The organism is Paenibacillus sp. XY044 (assembly GCF_002257645.1).
Classification (GTDB): Bacteria; Bacillota; Bacilli; order Paenibacillales; family Paenibacillaceae; genus Paenibacillus_AQ.
This window is the reverse complement of the sequence record NZ_NQMO01000001.1, coordinates 1,390,742-1,407,002: the sequence shown is the minus strand read 5'-3', so window position 1 is coordinate 1,407,002 and position 16,261 is coordinate 1,390,742. Positions and strand designations below refer to the sequence as shown.

14 protein-coding genes and 1 pseudogene are annotated in these 16,261 nt (G+C 51.1%); 1 reads left to right on the top strand and 14 read right to left on the bottom strand.

The annotated features are described in order from the left end of the window. Nucleotides 1-2: 2 nt before the first annotated feature. From CJP46_RS06505 to CJP46_RS06490, 4 genes are all read right to left on the bottom strand, one after another. Nucleotides 3-1,493, bottom strand: coding sequence for a nicotinate phosphoribosyltransferase (locus CJP46_RS06505; RefSeq protein ID WP_094594740.1), 1,491 nt, complete (start codon nucleotides 1,491-1,493; stop codon nucleotides 3-5). An 89-nt stretch (nucleotides 1,494-1,582) separates the two neighbouring features. Then, entirely contained in the window at nucleotides 1,583-2,359 is a 777-nt protein-coding gene (locus tag CJP46_RS06500; protein WP_094594739.1) for an NUDIX hydrolase, read from the bottom strand. 213 nt (nucleotides 2,360-2,572) lie between these two features. After that, on the bottom strand, nucleotides 2,573-4,171 hold the full coding sequence (locus CJP46_RS06495; RefSeq protein WP_094594738.1) for a copper amine oxidase N-terminal domain-containing protein: 1,599 nt from the start codon (nucleotides 4,169-4,171) through the stop codon (nucleotides 2,573-2,575). A gap of 138 nt (nucleotides 4,172-4,309) precedes the next feature. Further along, nucleotides 4,310-7,066: a DEAD/DEAH box helicase family protein gene (locus tag CJP46_RS06490; protein WP_094594737.1), complete on the bottom strand. Its 2,757-nt coding sequence runs from the start codon at nucleotides 7,064-7,066 to the stop codon at nucleotides 4,310-4,312. Between the two features lie 185 nt (nucleotides 7,067-7,251). Here CJP46_RS06490 and CJP46_RS06485 point away from each other — a divergent pair, with 185 nt between their 5' ends. Then, nucleotides 7,252-7,680, top strand: a complete 429-nt coding sequence (locus CJP46_RS06485) for an EamA family transporter (protein WP_094594736.1) — start codon at nucleotides 7,252-7,254, stop codon at nucleotides 7,678-7,680. Between the two features lie 29 nt (nucleotides 7,681-7,709). On the opposite strand, the gene CJP46_RS37495 is transcribed toward CJP46_RS06485, so the two are convergent. The 10 genes and pseudogenes from CJP46_RS37495 to CJP46_RS06445 all read right to left on the bottom strand — a co-directional run bounded on the left by CJP46_RS37495 (nucleotide 7,710) and on the right by CJP46_RS06445 (nucleotide 16,257). Further along, nucleotides 7,710-8,111 carry a phosphatase PAP2 family protein gene (locus CJP46_RS37495; protein ID WP_373557973.1) on the bottom strand — a complete coding sequence of 134 codons (402 nt, stop codon included), beginning with the start codon at nucleotides 8,109-8,111 and terminating at the stop codon, nucleotides 7,710-7,712. Nucleotides 8,112-8,558: 447 nt separating this feature from the next. Beyond that, nucleotides 8,559-8,915: pseudogene (locus CJP46_RS37490) on the bottom strand (DedA family protein); the annotation flags it as partial. Between the two features lie 408 nt (nucleotides 8,916-9,323). Continuing rightward, on the bottom strand, nucleotides 9,324-9,980 hold the full coding sequence (locus CJP46_RS06475; RefSeq protein WP_094594734.1) for a TVP38/TMEM64 family protein: 657 nt from the start codon (nucleotides 9,978-9,980) through the stop codon (nucleotides 9,324-9,326). A 3-nt stretch (nucleotides 9,981-9,983) separates the two neighbouring features. Next, complete coding sequence (locus CJP46_RS06470) at nucleotides 9,984-11,150, bottom strand: MGDG synthase family glycosyltransferase (RefSeq protein ID WP_094594733.1); 1,167 nt, start codon at nucleotides 11,148-11,150, stop codon at nucleotides 9,984-9,986. 84 nt (nucleotides 11,151-11,234) lie between these two features. Next, the gene (locus CJP46_RS36080; protein ID WP_179281051.1) at nucleotides 11,235-11,411 is read right to left on the bottom strand and encodes a hypothetical protein; all 177 of its coding nucleotides are present in this window, start codon (nucleotides 11,409-11,411) and stop codon (nucleotides 11,235-11,237) included. Nucleotides 11,412-11,458: 47 nt separating this feature from the next. Continuing rightward, nucleotides 11,459-12,256, bottom strand: a complete 798-nt coding sequence (locus CJP46_RS06465) for an alkaline phosphatase family protein (protein ID WP_256992210.1) — start codon at nucleotides 12,254-12,256, stop codon at nucleotides 11,459-11,461. Nucleotides 12,257-12,379: 123 nt separating this feature from the next. Then, on the bottom strand, nucleotides 12,380-13,003 hold the full coding sequence (locus CJP46_RS06460) for an undecaprenyl-diphosphatase (RefSeq protein WP_094594732.1): 624 nt from the start codon (nucleotides 13,001-13,003) through the stop codon (nucleotides 12,380-12,382). Nucleotides 13,004-13,199: 196 nt separating this feature from the next. Continuing rightward, on the bottom strand, nucleotides 13,200-14,606 hold the full coding sequence (locus CJP46_RS06455) for an ATP-binding protein (RefSeq protein ID WP_094594731.1): 1,407 nt from the start codon (nucleotides 14,604-14,606) through the stop codon (nucleotides 13,200-13,202). Beyond that, a complete protein-coding gene (locus CJP46_RS06450) occupies nucleotides 14,603-15,280 on the bottom strand; it encodes a response regulator transcription factor (protein ID WP_094594730.1) in 678 nt (225 codons plus the stop codon). Before CJP46_RS06450 ends, CJP46_RS06455 begins: the two co-directional genes overlap by 4 nt. Before the next feature lie 203 nt (nucleotides 15,281-15,483). Then, complete coding sequence (locus tag CJP46_RS06445) at nucleotides 15,484-16,257, bottom strand: C40 family peptidase (protein ID WP_094594729.1); 774 nt, start codon at nucleotides 16,255-16,257, stop codon at nucleotides 15,484-15,486. Between the last annotated feature and the right edge of the window lie 4 nt (nucleotides 16,258-16,261).

The window sequence follows — 16,261 nt, the reverse complement described above, 5'->3', positions numbered from 1 at the left end:
CCTTAAGATTGCAGCTGCCGTTCAATGTCCCGCTGGATCCCCTCGATCAGCTTCATTTTATTATCCCAGCACGCCTGGCTCAGGTTCACGGGATATTCGGCCGGATTCAGAATCCGCTGATATTCCTCCCAGAGCACTCGAAGGTTGTCATGTGCAAACGCCCTGATATCCCTCAAGGCAGGCAGTTCATACACCAGCTGTCCGTTTTCAAAAATCGGTAGGTGAAGTTCCCTGGCCTCAAAATCGGTCACGAACTTGGCAATGTACGTATGCACAGGATGGAACATTTTGAGGCGTGTTTCTGTCTGCGGTTCTTCATGCTCCAGCGCAATATAATCGCCTTCCGATTTGCCGTTGCTCCGGTTGATGATGCGGTAGACCCGTTTTCGGCCCGGGGTTGTAATTTTTTCGGGATTCGAGCTGATCTTGATCGTGTCGACCATTTCGCCGGCATCATTCTCAATGGCAATCAGCTTGTATACGGCTCCCAATGCGGGCTGATCGTAAGCAGTTATGAGTTTGGTACCGATACCCCACACATCAATCTGCGCCCCCTGCGCTTTCAGGCTCATGATCGTTTGTTCATCGAGATCGTTGGAGGCATAGATTTGGGCTTGCGGAAAACCGGCATCGTCGAGCATTTTTCTAGCCTCTTTAGATAAATAAGCCAGATCGCCGCTATCCAAACGTATGCCTTTGAAGGTGATCCGGTCCCCGTATGCCTTGGCTGCCTTAATCGCATTCGGTACGCCTGATTTCAAAGTATCATACGTATCGACCAGGAAGAAGCAGTCCCGGTGAGACTCGGCATATTTGCAAAATGCAGTGTATTCATCCCTGTATGCCTGAACCATCGCATGGGCATGCGTTCCTGCAGTCGGGATACCGAACAGCTTGCCTGCGCGGACATTCGATGTCGCATCAAAACCTCCGATGTACGCCGCCCGCGTCCCCCAGATGGCCGCATCCATTTCCTGAGCCCGCCGGGATCCGAACTCCATCGTGACGTCGCAACCGGTAACTTGCTTGATGCGGGAAGCTTTTGTCGCAATCAACGTCTGATAGTTGACGATATTCAGAATGGCCGTCTCGATCAATTGGGCTTCCGCCAGCGGAGCTTCGATCCGAATCAACGGTTCATTGGCGAACGCCAGCTCGCCCTCCCTCATGGAACTCACCGTCCCCGTAAACCGGATTCCGGACAGATACTTCAAAAATTCGTCGCTGTATCCTTCTTCCTTCAGGTAGGCCAGGTCGGATTCCGTAAAGCGGAATTGCTGCAGATACCGTACCACCCGCTCCAGTCCGGCAAAGACGGCGTAACCGTGCTGAAAAGGGATTTTGCGGAAATAAACCTCAAATACCGCCCGCCGTTCATGAATTCCATCCTGCCAATATGCCTGAGTCATGTTGATCTGATATTTATCCGTATGCAGCGCAAGGCTGTCATCTGCATAACGGGGATCGGTAGCTGGATTCGATTGCTGATTCATGGGTTGGTCCTCCTTTTGTAAAATAACAATTAACCAAATGTTAAATTATTGTTCGAAAAAAAATAGATCTCTATTTCTGTAAAATGGATTTACTTCTTGCTGTGATATATGGAGCTGCTGATGTCCGCGTCCACAAAGCGGTACAGCTGCGTCGGTTTCTTTGACGTTCGGCTCGTCTTCTTGCCGGCCACTTCCTGGATAAACGGGAGCGACTTGATCTTTCTGGCAAAAGCAGCATCCAGCGCAATCGCCGAATCGTTCGTTACGGTAAGCAGAACGCTCTGCAGTTCCGAATACGTAAACTCTTCCGGCAGAAAATCCTTGGCGGCAGTCGTCTCGAGCAACTTCCGCCGAATGACTGCTATGGCGTCCTTAATGATGGCTTCATGGTCAAACGCCAGTTCCAGCGACAGTACGTCGTCGACCGGAAACAGCTCGACCTCGCTCGCATCGTCATTGGCTGCCCGCTGGGATAAATGCCGCTCCGGCACGATCGCGTAATGCGCGTTCGAAATGATCCAGCCCCGCGGGTCCCGGCCCGGCGTATCGTACACGCCAAAATGCTCCAGATGAATATGCTCGACACCGGTCTCTTCCTTCAGTTCCCGCTGCGCGGTTTGAAACGCGGATTCCGTCGGCTCTACAAAGCCTCCCGGCAGCGCCCATTTCCCTGCTTCGATGTTCGGGCGGCCTTCGCTGTCCGTCATGCTTCGTTGAATCAGCATAATTTGCAGCTCCATGACCGGCGGTTTAAATACCTCGGTCTTCTCCGAACGGATCGTAAAGACCGCGATATCGGATGTATAGCCGTCAGGTGTGCGGTACTTACGGACATCGTATTGCTGAAGTGCTTGTTCATTGGACATGTTTGCTGGCGCCTTTCCTGTTTCGATTAACAATTAACGATTTGTTAATTAATAATATACACAGGCTGGTTTTTTGTGTCAAGGGTTATTTTCCCAAAATATTGGCATGGAACCTTCGACTTGCCGCCTTATTATAAATTTGTTTTGCCTTGAAAAACAAAAAACAAGCCGGCTTCCATCTCGGCTTGTTTCCTGATCGTCATTCCTAAGGCCTCACTTTGAGACTTTGAGATGTTCAAACTCTTTAACCATTTGCGCATTATCGAGATAAATATTTTTTCCTCCTAACTCGGAGCCCACGGCCAGCTTGTTTCCTCCAGACCTGTAAATGCTGACGGAATCCCCGGCAGCAAACTCTACCGACATGCCGTGGAAGAACGTTTCAGGAAATGTCCGCGGAAGCGTCACTTCCGTGCCTTCGGCGGTAATTTTTTTTAGGATCCGGCAAACGGTACGAATCCCCTCCTGATCCTGCTTGTTCGCTGCGATCAACGGTTTATAAGTGATGTCCCCATCCTGCATATGAACAGACTTCACGGTGTCGACAGAGCAAGAAGCGGCCATCTCCTGAAAGCTGCGTTCTTTAGGGAGTGCCTTCCTTTCTTCGGCATAAGACGGCCGTTCGTAGGTCAGTCGCTCGGAGCGGGCGTTTTTTTGGAACGGGCTGAGATAAGCGAAATCTAAAATTCCATACCCAGGATACCCAGTATCCCCGGCGAAGCTCAGCGTATCTCCAGGATACGGCATCTGGTTCTCACGAGCGTATGCCAAATCTTTTCCCGTTAAAAGCTTGTCGGCGAGTATCGTGGTTGTATTGTCCTTCAGATCGACCAGCGTCAGCATTCCGGTTCGGCCCGGCCGAACCACCAAATAATCCGTGCCAACGGCCTGAACGCCGAACACGTCATTCTGTTTGGTCAGCGCAGGCAAATCATACGTGGAGACGATCTTCCCTTCATCGTTATATACCCACACGATCTTTCCGTCCGTCAACACCGTATATTCAATCCAGCCTTTAGGATCATAGATCTGATAATATGACGTATTTCGTTCGTACCGGAGGTCATAGGCCGCATCCTTCTGCGAAACGATTTTATTATCTCTTATCAAAAGGGAATGGACTTCATAGTGAGGTTTTTGATTGTTGTATCTATCCACAAACGTCAGCACCGTATTCCCTCCTTGCTGGAGCCCGCCTTCAGCCGAAATTGTTCCCTGCATCTCCACATCCAGCTTCCCAATGTTCAATACATCGGATTGTTCGTCCTTAGCCGTATACAGCTCATGGGACGTGCGATCCCACCATATCGTTAGCCACGAGTACAGGTTGAGGTAATCGTCCGATTTCACCATATGTACGGTTTGCGTGGCTTTCTCCCATTTCACATCCACGCCTGCAGCCTCAGAGAAAAAGCGCAGCGGGGCGTACACCCGCCCGTCGACCATTCGAAGAGGCGAGGACAGTGCGACAGTCTGCCCATTGACGTTCGCACTTGTCGAGCCGAAAGGCAGTTTCACCGTGAGCTTCGGATACCTCATCGTTGCGGTTTTGGCTTGATCGTTCCAGGACACCAAGGTCCCGAGCAGCTCCCCTATATCCCGGACCGGTAGATAAACCGAGCCTTGATCCAGGATAGGAGGCGTTTTCAGATTTGAAGCTTTACCGTTCATCGTAATATTAATGACCGTTTTTGCTGCTGCTTTGGGTGCCGCAGGATTGTCGGCGCTAACAGGCAGCGCGAAAACGATTGCTGCAGTGGCGGCCAGAAGAGCAGCCGGCAGAAATGAATTCCATTGTAGTTTGAAGCGCATCAGATAGGATCCTCCCGTTTTAAAAAGATGAGTGCCTAATCAATAAACGCCGGGAATCAGCTGTTGGTTGCTGCCCTTGAGGAATTTCCTCGCATATAAATCACCAGCTTCAGTGCCGCATGCAATGGTTTGCTCAGCTTACCGCCAAGCACTGACCCGCTCGGATTTGCGGACAAACATCGATGTCAGGGACTTCGCTCTCGCATCGAGCAGTTTCTTGCGGCCCTCAGGAGTTCGGGTATAGACCAGCTCGGCAGGTCCGATATGCTTTCGCCACAGAACGGCAAAGCGCTCGGCATGTTCTTTGCGTCGCCCGATCTCCTCCGGAACGGCATGGTAATCATGCGACCGGCTGAGCCACCGCTGCGATGTGCGATAAACAAGATAGCGAGGGTTGTCGATCGGATCGAGCAGCTGCTGCAGGGCATTCAAAAACAGCGTCTTTTCATGCGTGCTTCCGTCTCTCAGCCAGCATACGACGGTACCTCCTTCCTCCTGGGTTCCGATCAGATGAATGCTTGGTGCGGGCTGAACCAGCTTCATTTCATACAGCACGGTATATATGGTTAATCCGACTTCGCGAATGCTTCGGTCCAGCGACTGGTGCTTGATCGTCATTTTTGCAGCCCTGTAGATCCAGGGGCTGGCACAGACGGCCGCCAAGAGCGCAGCGATACCGAATTTGAACCATCCCGGCGCATCCGAATTCAGCATCTGAGGCGATGAAGCCGCGTCAAAAAAGGTTTCCAATGCCAGCACCAACGCGAAAATCAGAACCGCTTTAATCGTATAAGGATAGACCACCGGCCGAGGAACACTCTTCCGATCCGCCTTCAGCTCCTCGGTCATCGAACCCTGAAGGGCGACGGCTGCTCCCCAGTGCTCCTTGAGCAAATGCCGCTCTTTTGCCCTCTCCAACGTTTGAGCATTGTAGTGCCCAATATCTCTTTCCGATAACTGCCCCTGCGCCAATCCCATACGCTCCATGCCAGACTCGATCGTTTCATTCGTAATGGACAAGCCCACCAAAGAGCGGAAGCGTCTGGCAAGAGACGCCATATCCTCCCCGCCGTCAGCAAGCTCCGTATCGACGCAGGCCAAATGCCATATCGCTCCGGTTTTGTCCGGATTGCCCCGCTGCGACCGGATCGCCCGTCCCCTCATCTGATTGGACAGCATAAAAGAGCCTACGTAGGAGGCCATGATCATCGAATTGATCCCCGGCGCATCCCAGCCTTCGCCGAGCAGCGCAGCCGTACCGACGAGTACGCGGACGCCGCCTTGGTTAAAAGTCTCTGTGACCCATTCGACGATAACTGAACGATTCGAATCGCGCACCTCAATCGACACGTATTCGGAATCGTGGACAAGCGGCCGCTCCGTGAGCGTAATTCCGCGCTGATCGGCCCTCTCCCGCACCCAAGCCGCTGCTTCGGTAGGCAGGATCACAAGCGAACCGCTCAGAACGCCGATGGGGAGCTCCCGCCCGCTCGGTTCTTTTTCTTTAAGCCGTCTGCGGATCGTTTCGAAAATCGGGACCACCCCGAGGCGCTGAAGCGGCTGCTCCTCCCCCGCTTGCTTAGGCATGTCTTCCTTCCGGATATAATCGGTTAGGATGACCATGCGCAGCCCTTTGCCGAGGACGGTCCTTTCAAAATCGAGAATATGTCCGATTTGCTTCAGCTTCGATACGCTGTGAACCAGCATTTTGTCCAGCGACGGCGTAGACCGCAAGTACAGCTTCCGCCGCTCAATCATACCGAGTTGGCTGAGCCGCCTGCGGAGCTCCTTCAGCTCCGGCCTATCGGAATCCACGTTGGGATCTTTGAACAAAATTCCGCCGAGCAGCTCCTCCAGCCATTCGTCGCTTAGATTGGGAGTATCCGCCTCTTTAAGCCCCAGCAGTTTGACCGCGTCGCGCCACACCGGCTGATTTGCCGCCCGCAAGAAAATGACCATGCTCGAGTAATATTCTGGAGAAGATAAAATCTCTTCCATATGGGATTCCGCGTTCGTTATCCAAGGATGGCCGGCGATCAGCTCCGTCATGAACGGGTCCCGGATGAGCTCGCCTCTCAGCTTTGCCGCCTGCATGCGAAACTCGCGCAGTTGGGCCGCTTCGTTCTCCTCAGGCGGTGTCAGCATGATGTAATCCTGATGCGGACACAATTCTCCATGGCGGACAAGCTCAGGCACGTTGATCTCCTCATCAATCGGCCCACACAGCTCGATATAGCGCTGCCACTCGTTCGGGTTCACGTCATACGGAGGCGTTGCCGTCAGCGCAATTTTGGTCGGCCGCTCCAGCATGCCGCACAGCTGAACGGCGCTCCTCCACCAGGACACGCGCAAATGATGGGCCTCGTCAAAAATGACGGTGTGCAGTCCCAGCTTCTTCAGCTTTTCCATCATCTCCATCGCTTCTGAAGGCTGGTCCACCTCGTCTTCCTTCACCGCCTCATCCGTGTCTTCTTGAATCTCCTGCTCCTCCGGAGCCGATCCATGTTCTTGGTATCCCTGCTCCTCATCCTTTTTCTCGGCGGCACTGAGGACGGTATGTAAGGCCTGATATGTAGTAATCGTGACCATGGCCGGATGACGGATCGAAGTTGACAACCAATCCGGTCGTTGGTCCGTATCCAGAAAAAGTTCCATGAAGCGGTTTGCCCACTGCTCCTTAATCGTCAAGGTCGGTGCCAAGATCATCGTCGGCCGGTTGATGCGCAGCATGACTTCCAGGCCCAAAACGGTTTTGCCGGATCCGGGAGGCGCGACAAGATGCAGGTGCCGATTGCGCAAATGCTCGTCCAATCGGTCCAGTATCCGCTTCTGATAGGAGCGCCACGGATAGCAAAATTTGATATGGTCAGGAAAAGCCTTGGTCTGTTTCTCCATGGCAGTCCACCTCTTTTCATGTATTTCTTTTCATCCTATCCCTCTTTACGCGGAAAATCGTACCAGGGATTCGGGGAATGGATATTTTGTAAAATCATTCATGATTTGACCCAGTGATGAACAATACTATAATAGGGAATCTTTGCCGCTATTGAAAAGTCTTTTATGGAAAAAGGGGGATGCTTATGCCTGCATGGCTTATTTACGCGTTGCTTTCAGCCGCAGCGGCTGCGCTTGTGTCCATTTTCGGGAAAATCGGTCTGCAAAACATCGATGCCAATGCCGCCACGGCGATTCGGGCCGTGATTATGGCCTTGTTTCTGCTCGGCGTCATTGCCGTACAGGGGAAGTTCGGCCAGCTTGGAGGCATTTTGACACAGAAAAAAGCACTCAGCTTCATCGTGCTTAGCGGAGTGGCAGGTGCAACATCGTGGCTGTTTTATTTTTTGGCCCTCAAGTACGGCAAAGTTTCGCAAGTCGGGCCGATCGACAAGTTAAGCGTCGTGATCGCCGTCATTCTGGCTTTTCTGTTTCTAGGCGAAAAGATATCCTGGCTAAACTCGGCCGGCGTCGTGCTGATTGCGATCGGCGCGCTGCTGGTTGCCGTGAAATAACCGGATCACACGCCATTTTTCCTGTTGTCTTATTCGGTGGCCGTGCCGATCTCAGACTCCTTGAACTTTCGCATAACTTCCAGCAGCATCACATGCAGACTGACCCAGACTCCACCAAAAATGTACCCGGCAAACACATCGCTTGGGAATTGCAAATGAAAATAAATCCGGCTGATCCCTACGGCCAAACAAACTACGATCACTGCCAATACTACTGGGATCCGGACATAACGGAAGCGATAATGCCGCAGCAGCATAAAAGCCGAGAATCCGCATACCGTCAGCGTGACTAACGTCTCTTCGCTCGGAAATGTATTGAACAGCTGTACGCCCGCTGCAACCGGGCCTGGACGGTGAAACAACAGGCGAAGCACTCTGTCCAATAGCTCCCCGCCGGCCACGACCCAAACCAAAAACGTCAAATCCAGCATGCGGTCCCGGCTGTGGAGCACGATCCACAAGCCTGTCAGGCATAGAACAGGTCCATACAAATCCAAGGTTCCAAACCTTTCGAACACACGCATCCAACCTGCCCACTCGGGGCCGAACAGAGTCGAAACGATATATGCGGCGATTTGGTCGAATTGTCCGTACTCATGCGCCAAAAAATCCTGGATAACGCCGAGCATCAATGAAAAAAACAATACAAACGCGGCAAACGAGGCTAAGAGCAATAGACGGACCTTGCCGAACGATTGAAAGTGGCGTACCCCGCTTGCCAGCAAATCCATCAATCGCTCGATCACTGGGCGTTTATATTTCCGGTACGCATAAATGGCCGCTGTCACCAGTGCCGAACCGATCCCGAACACAACCATGTACCGATTGACCGTAGAGTGATATACTTCCCATTTCGGGCCGAGCACCTTGCCGAGCGAAATGAACAGGCCAACCCAAAAAAGCGCACCCGTATAGGCAAAAAGCGCATAACGCCGGAATGGCATACGCGTGACGCCGCAAAAGTAGCCGGTAATGTGACGGACTCCCGGTATAAAATAAGCGGCAAACAGAAGCTTATCCCCATAACGCTCAAACCAGCCGCTGATTTGATCCATCCGCTCATCGGTGAGATGGATTTTGCCGCCGTGTCGGGAAATAAAAGGGCGTCCCAGCCGGTACCCAATCCAATAAGATAAAGTCACGCCGGTCAAAACGCCGGCTCCGGCCGACGCCATGCTCAGCAGCCAGCTCAGCTTGCCCTCATACACAAACAGGCCGGTATAGCTCATCATCATTTCGCCGGGAAGAGGAAGGGCAAGCATTTCCAGGCACAAGAATAGATATATCAACCCGTAACCATAATGTTCAAGCATGTTCGTCAGCATACGTACTTCCAGCTCCCTCTACACATAACCGCATTACCTTAATTAATCTTGATCGGCTTTAATGAAGCCGCCCTCTTTATATTTCCCCTCAATTTCACGCTTTTAACATGCGCTGAACCCGTTTCGAATGATCCGCAGTAGAAAAGGATCGTGCCTTCTTGTCAAAACGCAGGCTCCAATCCGAAATAACCAAGCCTAACGGAAATCCGTCGAGCTTGGTAGGAAGTAACGTGTCATATTTTGAAACGCTAAGCTATTTCCTCATTGGTTCCAATAAACGGACCACCGTTCCTTGGCTGCTATCACTCCTTGTTTAGGTTAATCCGCCGTTACCCTGCTATCCTGAGACTTGCCGGACGTCCGCTTCTTTACATACCATGACAAACCGGCCAGAATGATAAAAATCATGCAGCCGATGACAGCCCAGAGCAGCGAACCTTTCCGAAACCCGGCATACATGACACTCATCGCCACAGTATGCGGGAACACGCCGATAGACGTCGTGAGGATATAAGCGATGATATTCACCCTCAGAAGCCCAGCGGCATAGTTGACGGCATGATAGGGAATAAACGGAACAAACCGGGCGAACAGAAGACCTTTAAACTCGCTGGTTCTCAGCCAATCCTCCATTTTGGCAAGATACGGTTCAACCCGCGTACCCGCAAAATATGAAGTGAAAGACCGGGCCAGCCAATACCCCCCGATAGCTCCGATGATCCCCGACGCCCACAAGCAGAGACCTCCCCAATAAGGTCCGTAGATTTCCAGAACCATTATAGCGGTGAATTCGCCTGGCAGCGGGAGCATATTAAGCAGGGTTTGAAACAGCAGCACAGTGATGAAGCCAAGGAGACGATAGTGGCGTATCCACGCGATAATACGTTCCGCATCCCCTGTTTCCAGCACATAAACGGAATATATCGCCAAACCGGTTACGAGCAGCATGACGAACCATTTGAATGAGTTTTTCATCGTTTACGGACGAAGCACTAGCTCATAATCATGGTTTGCATCTTGATGATTCTGCAGCGTCATCAAAATATCGTTCACGATCAGCTCGCCTGCTGTTCCTTTATGAAATTCAGCCATATTCCCGCGGATCCGATCGGATATCACCGGTGCCCCGAGAAAGTGCCGGAGCTGATCCGCGAGCTGACGGACATTGGATGAAATCTGGGCCATGCCGTGGTTTTTAAAATACCTGGCGTTTTCCCTCTCCTGTCCGCCATAAGGACTGAGAATAAAAATCGGCAGCTTCAGGATGACGGCTTCGGATAAAGTTATGCCCCCAGCCTTCGTTACGATGCAGGAGGACGCGGCCATCAAATCGTGAATGTTCTTCACGTATCCAAGAATATTCACCTGCGGCTGATCTGAAAACAGCGTTGTTAATTTCTCATAGGCTTGCTGCTTGCGTCCGCATACGACTGTGATTTCGCCAACTTCCTGGTCAACCAGCAGATGAATGAGCTCGACAAGCTGCTGGAACACAGTAAAAGTGCCTGCCATAATCAAAATACGTTTACCCTTGGTCATTCCTTGTGCAGCACGGCGCAGCGGCGCTTCGGCAGCTGCAGAATAGAATTGGGGACGCACAGGGATACCGGTAACGCTGATTTTCCCCGCCAAGCCGTCATAATTTTGGACCATCATGTCCTTGATCTCGTTGGTAGCCACATAATAGGCGTACGTATCCGGATGAATCCAGCGGGAATGGAGGGCATAATCGGTAATGACGGTAAACGTACGCGCGGCATGAACGCATTCCCGCGGCGAAACGACGCCGAAAGGGAATGTATTGATGACCGCATCGGGCCGGAAACGGCTGATGGTCTCCAGCATTTTGGGTTTAACGAATCCGTTCAGGTACCGCATCACTGGACCGGATGGATTGGAATCCCTGGTCATGTAATAGCTCCAGCCGTAATAATCGAAGCCCAGTTGGGACGTAAACGAGCTCATTTGATACACTTTCGAGAAAAAGGAATTTAGTACCGGATGAGCTTCCCTCATGAGGTCAATGATCTGCACCTGGTTGACCTGCTGCGCATGAAAATAATGCAATAATGCCGAGGATACCTGCAGATGTCCGTCTCCAAAGCCGGCAGTCAAAATTAAGATACGCGGGTGACGGTTAGACATGCTTGTTCCCTCCCTATGGTCTCATCGGATTAGCCAGGCGACACAAGTCTATGCCTGATCCGGTCAGAATGATCTGCCAAGAGTTTAACCGTAGTTTCGCTGATATGAAAAATCTTTTCCGGGAATGACCAATATATGGTCCAAAATAAATTGCTGCTCATTCTCGGAGAGGCCGGACCGTTGAATCATACGGCGAATACGCGTTTCCAAGTCATGCATCGACTGCAAAAATAAATCCATATCCTGAAGCTGCTCATACATGCCTCTCACTCCCCATCTATATTCAAATTCCATGGCTTAAATTTCAGTTACGACGCTTTCCACAGATTCCGGATCGGTTCGCTGCCTGAGGTGCGGCCAAGATGCGGCAAACCGTACAGGTCTTCCAATGTCCGCAGAACATTTAAATGGGTGACGTTCTGATCGATTAAGGCTTGACGCACATGATCCCCCACAATGATGGTCGGGATATGATTCCGGCTGCCGTAATCGTCTTCGTCCCAGGTTAAAATCAGCATGCTGTTGTGGCTCTTCGCCCATTCGATATAGGGACCCATGTTCTGTTTAAGCCACTTGTCTGCCGCTTGGATCGTTCCATCATGCATATCGTGATCCAGATTGGGGATCACAAAGGAAACAGTCGGAAGCTGGCTGTAATCGGCCGGGAAGTCGACAAACCTACGGTTAGCCGATTTTGGAACGTTCGTAAAGTTCACCCAGGGACTATGCTTTCTTCCGTACTGATGGCTGGTGCACACGGTCGATCCGACGGATGGAAGTCCTTCCGAGTATCCGGCAAAGGTAAGCTTGTGTTTGAACAGCTCGCTTGCCAGATTTGGCGCGTTAAACGTATGCCCGCAGGAATCATTGTGAACGCCTTGGTCAGAACCGGAAAACAGGATAAGATAATTCGGCTGGCTCGGATGAGCATTGGCATACGATTCCGTGAAATACGCCCCCTGCTTAACCAGGCTGTTCATATAGGGTGCCGCCTGATTTCCGATAATATTTTTGCGGGAATGATTCTCCTCCACGACGATGACGACATGATCGGGAATCTTCACTGTTCTTTCGCTTAGCGCTGCATTTTGGCTAACGGGTTTCACCGTCTGGGGCTCTGAAACGCTTTGCCCCGCCTCCGCTTGACCGGCTCCCTTAGGCCCAGTACAGGAACATAAGATACTGAGAAGAGCCAACAGAATCGGTATTTTTCGCATACGCATTGCCGTTCACTTCCCTGCTGGTATTTGTTCTTCTTTATTCAGGTGCCGGGGCAAAATCTTCGATTCGTATTTTTCATACCACCCGAGACCTGTATTAAACCAACGGGATACGAACAAGAAGCGCTCTGCAAGGCGGTGCACCCCTGCTGCACATATGATACCGATCAGCGCCCCACCTAATACGTCGAGCGGATAGTGTACTCCCGTCCATACCCTGGAGAATGCGATGCTCGCAGCCAAGATCAGCCAGATGATCCCTTCTTTTCGGCGATATATCACGAAAATCGCGGCAATGGCAAATGCTCCGATGGAATGATCACTTGGAAATGATGCATTGGCAGGATGCGGGATCAATTGGAGCACAGAATGGGCCACAAACGGGCGATCCCGATAAAATAGGTGGCCGATCACCCAGCTGATTCCAAGCCCGATGGCAGCGGAGACGACGGACTCCGCCACCATTCTCCGGTTGCTCTCCTTACGGGTGAACCAATAAACCAGCAGTCCGACAAAAAACAAATAAAATGCACGCTCCGCCAGTAAACGCATAACAGAATTCAGGGAATAAACGGATCTTCCCCACTCGTTAATGACATGAAATAGTTGATAATCGATTTGACCGATGCTCATTCTCATACTCCTTCTGCTTTTTCTGATCTGATATATAGATTGAACTCAAGTTTCGAATTGAAACCCCTGTTGTCACGGCTTATCCAAGCCCTTGAACATGAATTTCTTGAGTTCATTCTAAATAACGATCGGTAGAGATCAGCTTAGCGCAGGAATATGAAAATTTAATGAGAACCAGCCAAACGAAGCATCGGCTTTAGAAAGATATCCCAGGGAACGACAAGGTTACGCGTGTTCCTTCGTCTTCGACGCTCGTAATCGCGATTTCGCCTTGATAATGCAAAATGAGATTTTTGGCGATCGCCAGACCTAGGCCTGTTCCTCCAATTTCTCGGCTGCGAGCCCGGTCGACGCGGTAAAATCGGTCGAATACATGCTGGATCTCGGCCGTCGGGATGCCGATTCCATAATCTTGAATCGATATGCACACCCGTTTATTTTCTTCATAGCAGCGAATGTCGATTTCTTTATGATCCGCTGAATATTTGACTGCATTTTCAATGACGATAAACAGCATCTGCTCCAGGTGAAGCGGGTTGATCCTCACCATCGTACCGGTCCCCTCTGCTTTCAAGCGAAAAGCAAATTCCGGGTACAAGTCCTCCATCCGCTGAAGGGTCTGGCCCAAAAAGGGGTCGATGGTGACAAGCTCGATATGTTCAGTTAATGTCGAGGAATCTGCCCTTGACAGCGCCAGGAGCCCTTGCACGAGCCCCTTCAGTCTTCGGACTTCTTGAAGTGACGCCGTCAGCGATTCCTCCAGGATAGCCGGATCCTTTTTCCCCCACCGGTTCAGCAAGTTCAAATGGCCTTCCAGAATGGTGATGGGCGTGCGGAGCTCATGCGAAGCATCGTCCACGAACTGCTTTTGCTTGCGGAAAGACACTTCCAGTTGGTCCATCAGCTCATTGAACAGGCTGGCCAGCTGCGATAACTCATCCCCGTTTCCGATATTTGCGACGCGTTCTTGAAGCCCGTTTTGCTTCACATTTTGAATGGTAACGGCAAGCGCCTTAACCGGCCGCAAAAACTGCTTGGCGATCGCCCAGCCGCTGGCAGCGCTGATGCATACGGCCAGAAAACCTCCGATAACCATGACCCACAGCAGTGTAGCGTTAAAATGGTCAAAGGTCTCGAGATTCGTCGCAATTTCGATCGTTCCCCGGTCGTTCTTGAACGTAAACGGCGACCGGTACACGAGAATGTGATCCTCTTCATGCCACGCATCCTGCAAAGAACTTGTTGTGCCCGGACGGGGGGTGATCCATTTTGGATTAAAATGGTTCGAGACCAGCATCAGATTCGCCCCATTATCGTCAATCAGGCGAATCATTTGATTTTTACCGAGAATATTGCGCATGAAGGAGCTCGCTTCCGATGATTCCAGCGATTCCTTGGATGCCGGCTGTTCCTTCAAATAACCCTGAACCTGTGACATCATGACATGAAGTGCGTCCTGTTCCTGTTTCAACATCCAGTGCTTCAATACCAGGTACTGGGCAAAATTGTATGTAGCGAACAGCATGAAAATCAGCAGGGTTGCGCCAATCATCAGCTTCCATATGACAGGCAGCCGCTTGAGCCAATCGGTCATCCGCTTCATGGGCGCATCACATATCCCATTCCGCGCACGGTTTGGATGACGCTTTCTTCTCCGGGAGAGTCCAGTTTATTCCGCAAATACCGAACGTACACATCGACCACATTTGTCTCCACCTGCGAATCGTAGCCCCATACCAAATCAAGCAGCATATCTCTCGTCTGGACCAGGTTTGGATGTTTCATAAACACGACCAGCAGGTCGAATTCACGCTTGGTCAGCTCGATTGGGTTTCCGCTCCGGGTAGCTACTCTGGCATCCAGATCCACGGTGATGTCCCGGAAAGTCAGAATTGCCCGATTCTGTTGATCCTGCATCTCCATCCTGCGGAATATCGCGCGCATGCGGGCCAGAAGCTCCTCGATGTCAAACGGTTTGGCGATATAGTCATCGGCACCGCTATCAAGGCCTTGCACCCGATCTTCGAGGCCGTCTCTCGCTGTGAGCATGATCACCGGGGTGCTTTTCGTTTCTCTGAGCCTGCGGCACACTTCTACCCCATCCAAATGAGGCAGCATGATGTCCAGCAGGATCAAATCCCATTCCTCCGCCAAAGCAAGCTGAAGTCCGCTGGATCCGTCAAAGGCGGCCTTCACATAAAATTGCTCATGCTCAAGTTCCAGCTGGATGAAGCGCACGAGGCTTTTTTCGTCTTCTATAATAAGTATCCGTTTCATTGATATCTCCTCCAGGTTACAGCTACGATGACAATGATATAGGAATTCCATGAGAAATCGATGAGAAGATAGGTACCGATGCCTTTTTAACATTCAGTACTAGTTTGATCATACCTTGAAATTGTAAACAAATGATAATCCTTCCTAACATTTTCTGTATACAAAAAGCAGAGCCCCTAAGAGACTCTGCCTTGAATGCTTTTCTATTGTTCCCTTTTTTGATGATCTCCATCTGCACTTTCGGATTTTCTCCAATGATGTTGGGAGGCATGCTTCTGTTCATTTGTCGGCTTTTGCACGGAATCGCTTTGGTCGTCAGATGCCGATGGTACAGTGACTGACGCATCGGCAGAATCCTGTCCATTGGAATCTTGGCTGCTTGCATTCTGTCCGTTATTGCTATGTTCGTTCGAAGCCTGGCTGCTTGCTGTCTGCCCGCCGGAAGCCTGTCCATTGTCGGAGATGACGCGACGAGCGGTTACAAAGGTTTTATCCCAGGTGCTTCCTGCAAAATCGGACACCGTCACGCCAATACCGACTCTGTAGGTATTCAGCAGCTGTCCATTGCCTATATAAATGCTGACATGATTGATGACGCCGTCATGATTCGTATCAGAGAAAACCAAGTCCCCCGGCTGCAATTGATCCTTGGACACCGGCGTACCTACCTGCGATTGCTCTCTTGATGAACGTGGCAGATCGATACCGTTTTGCTTAAAGACATATTGTGTGAATGAGGAACAATCGAATTCGTCCGTTCGGCCGGATGGTGCTCCAAATTGATAGCGAACGCCTAGAAACTGTTTACCTGTCGCGGTGACTTGATCCGCCACGGAGCTGCCTTGTACGGATGCCGCATGAACGGAATGGGCCGGCAAGAGCATACTTCCGGAAAAAACAACGGAAAGGCACAAGCCGATTCCCATAAAAGTTTTGCCGATACGGCTCTTTCTGATGAGGTTCGTGTTGTTATTCATATAA

What these genes read in the sequence shown, in the direction of transcription:
- CJP46_RS06495 (WP_094594738.1), bottom strand. Translation starts at nt 4,171, where the DNA reads ATGCGCTTCAAACTACAATGGAATTCATTTCTGCCGGCTGCTCTTCTG.
- CJP46_RS06485 (WP_094594736.1), top strand. Translation starts at nt 7,252, where the DNA reads ATGCCTGCATGGCTTATTTACGCGTTGCTTTCAGCCGCAGCGGCTGCG.
- CJP46_RS06475 (WP_094594734.1), bottom strand. Translation starts at nt 9,980, where the DNA reads ATGAAAAACTCATTCAAATGGTTCGTCATGCTGCTCGTAACCGGTTTG.
- CJP46_RS36080 (WP_179281051.1), bottom strand. Translation starts at nt 11,411, where the DNA reads ATGTATGAGCAGCTTCAGGATATGGATTTATTTTTGCAGTCGATGCAT.
- CJP46_RS06455 (WP_094594731.1), bottom strand. Translation starts at nt 14,606, where the DNA reads ATGAAGCGGATGACCGATTGGCTCAAGCGGCTGCCTGTCATATGGAAG.
- CJP46_RS06490 (WP_094594737.1), bottom strand. Translation starts at nt 7,066, where the DNA reads ATGGAGAAACAGACCAAGGCTTTTCCTGACCATATCAAATTTTGCTAT.
- CJP46_RS06470 (WP_094594733.1), bottom strand. Translation starts at nt 11,150, where the DNA reads ATGTCTAACCGTCACCCGCGTATCTTAATTTTGACTGCCGGCTTTGGA.
- CJP46_RS37495 (WP_373557973.1), bottom strand. Translation starts at nt 8,111, where the DNA reads ATGCTGGATTTGACGTTTTTGGTTTGGGTCGTGGCCGGCGGGGAGCTA.
- CJP46_RS06505 (WP_094594740.1), bottom strand. Translation starts at nt 1,493, where the DNA reads ATGAATCAGCAATCGAATCCAGCTACCGATCCCCGTTATGCAGATGAC.
- CJP46_RS06460 (WP_094594732.1), bottom strand. Translation starts at nt 13,003, where the DNA reads ATGAGCATCGGTCAAATCGATTATCAACTATTTCATGTCATTAACGAG.
- CJP46_RS06500 (WP_094594739.1), bottom strand. Translation starts at nt 2,359, where the DNA reads ATGTCCAATGAACAAGCACTTCAGCAATACGATGTCCGTAAGTACCGC.
- CJP46_RS06445 (WP_094594729.1), bottom strand. Translation starts at nt 16,257, where the DNA reads ATGAATAACAACACGAACCTCATCAGAAAGAGCCGTATCGGCAAAACT.
- CJP46_RS06450 (WP_094594730.1), bottom strand. Translation starts at nt 15,280, where the DNA reads ATGAAACGGATACTTATTATAGAAGACGAAAAAAGCCTCGTGCGCTTC.